The following is a 2,737-nucleotide window of genomic DNA, read 5'->3' as shown; positions in this document are numbered from 1 at the left end:
TGAACAATATGCTGGAAGAAGGCATGATTACCCTGCAGCAACGCGATCAGGCTTTGAAAGAAGAGTTGCATTACGAGCGTTTTGTACAAAACATCGATCAAAGCGCCCTGTACGTTGCCGAAATGGTACGTCAGGAGCTGTTTGAAAAATACGGTGAAGATGCCTACACTCAAGGTTTCAAGGTATATACCACAGTCGATACCGCACACCAACGCGTCGCTACCGAAGCCCTGCGTAAAGTTCTGCGCAACTTCGACCGTGGCAGCAGCTACCGTGGTGCAGAAAACTACATCGACCTGAGCAAAAGCGACAACGTAGAAGAAACCGTCAGCCAATATCTTTCTACACTTTACACCGTCGATAAGATGATTCCTGCAGTTGTATTGGAAGCCTCCCGTAAAGGTGTACAGATTCAGTTGCCAAGCGGACGTAAAGTGACGCTGAACAGCCACGCTTTAGGCTTTGCCGCCCGTGCCGTCAACAACGAAAAAATGGGCGAAGACCGCATCCGCCGCGGCTCCGTCATCCGCGTTAAAGGCAGCGGCGATACCTTTACCGTCGTTCAAGAGCCTTTGCTGCAAGGCGCATTGGTGTCTTTAGATGCGAAAACCGGTGCAGTCCGCGCATTGGTCGGCGGCTACGACTACCACAGCAAAACCTTCAACCGCGCAACTCAAGCCATGCGCCAACCCGGCTCTACGTTTAAACCGTTTGTTTATTCCGCCGCTTTGGCAAAAGGCATGACTGCCTCCACCATGATTAACGATGCGCCGATTTCCCTGCCGGGCAAAGGTGCAAACGGCAAAGTGTGGAACCCGAAAAATTCAGACGGCCGCTATTCCGGTTACATCACGCTGCGCCAGGCTTTGACCGCTTCGAAAAACATGGTGTCCATCCGCATCCTGATGTCTATCGGCATCGGCTACGCGCAACAATACATCCAACGCTTCGGCTTCAAGCCGTCTGAAATCCCTGCTAGCCTGTCTATGGCTTTGGGTACAGGCGAAACCACACCGTTGCGTATTGCAGAAGGTTACAGCGTCTTTGCCAACGGCGGTTACAAAGTATCTGCCCACGTCATCGACAAAATCTACGACAGCCAAGGCCGTCTGAGAGCGCAAATGCAACCTTTGGTAGCCGGTGAGAACGCACCTCAGGCCATTGACCCGCGCAACGCCTACATCATGTACAAAATCATGCAAGACGTTGTCCGTGTCGGTACCGCACGCGGTGCAGCCGCACTCGGCCGCGCCGACATCGCCGGTAAAACCGGTACCACCAACGACAACAAAGACGCATGGTTTGTCGGCTTCAACCCTAGCGTTGTGACTGCCGTCTATATCGGCTTTGACAAACCGCGCAGCATGGGTCGTGCAGGTTACGGTGGTACAATCGCCGTACCGGTTTGGGTAGAATACATGCGCTTCGCCCTGAAAGGCACCAGCGTCAAACCGATGAAAGCACCTGAAGGCGTGGTTACAAACGGCGGCGAAGTGTATATGCGCGAACGCATGACCACCAGCTCCGACCTGGCCTTGGACAACAGCGGCGTTGCTCCGCGTCCTGCCCATCGTGCCGTTCCGAATGAAAACCGCCGCCGTACCGAGAGCGGCAATGCGCCAGCCCGTGAAGAATTAGACGAAACCCCAGTTCTGCCAAGCAATACCGGCAACAATAACAGACAACAACTGGACTCTCTGTTCTAACAAATCAAGGCCGTCTGAAACGTTCAGACGGCCTTTTTTGAGAAAATTCAAAGCAAAACCATGATTGATTTACACTGCCATTCAACCGTTTCAGACGGCATGCTTTCCCCAACCGAAGTCGTCCGACTCGCCCTTCAAAACGGTTGCACCCTGCTCGCCCTGACCGACCACGACCATACCGGCGGACTTGCCGAAGCACGTGCCGAAGCCGATACCCTCGGCCTCCCCTTCGTCAACGGCGTGGAAATATCCGTCACTTGGCGCGGCCGCACCATCCACATTGTCGGTTTGGACTTTGACGAACACAACGAAGCCCTGCAAAACCTGCTTGCCGAAGTCCGCAAAGGCCGTCTAAAACGATTGGAAGCCATCGCGGCCAAACTGGAGAAAAAAGGCATAACAGGCTCGTATGAAGGCGCGCTGGCATTGGCCGCCAACAAAGAAATGGCCAGCCGTACCCACATTGCCGAATTCCTCATTCGCGAAGGCCATGTTAAAAACAAACAGCAGGCATTTACCAAATATCTGGGCGACGGCAAATCCTGTTCCGTCAGACATGAATGGGCCACACTGGAAGACTGCGTAGTCGCGATTACAGGCGCGGGCGGCATGGCCATTATCGCCCACCCGATGCGCTATGAATTATCCGCCACCGCCAAACGAAACCTCTTTCAAGAATTTAAAAATCTCGGCGGCGCAGGAATTGAAGTGCACAGCGGCAACTGCTGCAAAAACGACCGCCTCAACTATGCCCTGCTTGCCGACCGTTTCGACTTTCTCGCCAGCGCAGGCAGCGACTTCCACCGCCCCAACGACTTCAGCGGCGGCATACTCGGCGCCTGTCCCGACCTACCCGAACAATGCCGTCCTGTCTGGGAACACTTTAAGGCCGTCTGAATTTTTTCATATTTTTGTAAATAGCTTATCTATCTATAAACAGAGACACAGCATCTACACAATTTACATAAGTAAATTCAATAATCAAATATACCTCATCAAACTCCCTCAACTGACATGTATCGTTTTTAAGC

2 protein-coding genes are annotated in these 2,737 nt (G+C 53.0%); both read left to right on the top strand.

Annotation, left to right across the window (positions count from 1 at the left end; translation table 11 throughout):
• Positions 1-1,706: penicillin-binding protein 1A (locus ACTHUE_RS14755; RefSeq protein WP_440423877.1), on the top strand; the 1,706-nt coding region annotated here is incomplete at its 5' end.
• Positions 1,707-1,766: 60 nt separating this feature from the next.
• Complete coding sequence (locus ACTHUE_RS14750; protein WP_070460450.1) at positions 1,767-2,603, top strand: PHP domain-containing protein; 837 nt, start codon at positions 1,767-1,769, stop codon at positions 2,601-2,603.
• Positions 2,604-2,737 lie beyond the last annotated feature (134 nt).

Source organism: Neisseria sp. P0021.S005, from assembly GCF_051956955.1.
The sequence above is the reverse complement of the archived record's forward strand: the minus strand, read 5'-3'. Positions and strand labels throughout refer to the sequence as shown.

Excerpts from the sequence above, each read along its gene's own strand:
- ACTHUE_RS14750 (WP_070460450.1), top strand. The coding sequence starts at position 1,767 with ATGATTGATTTACACTGCCATTCAACCGTTTCAGACGGCATGCTTTCC.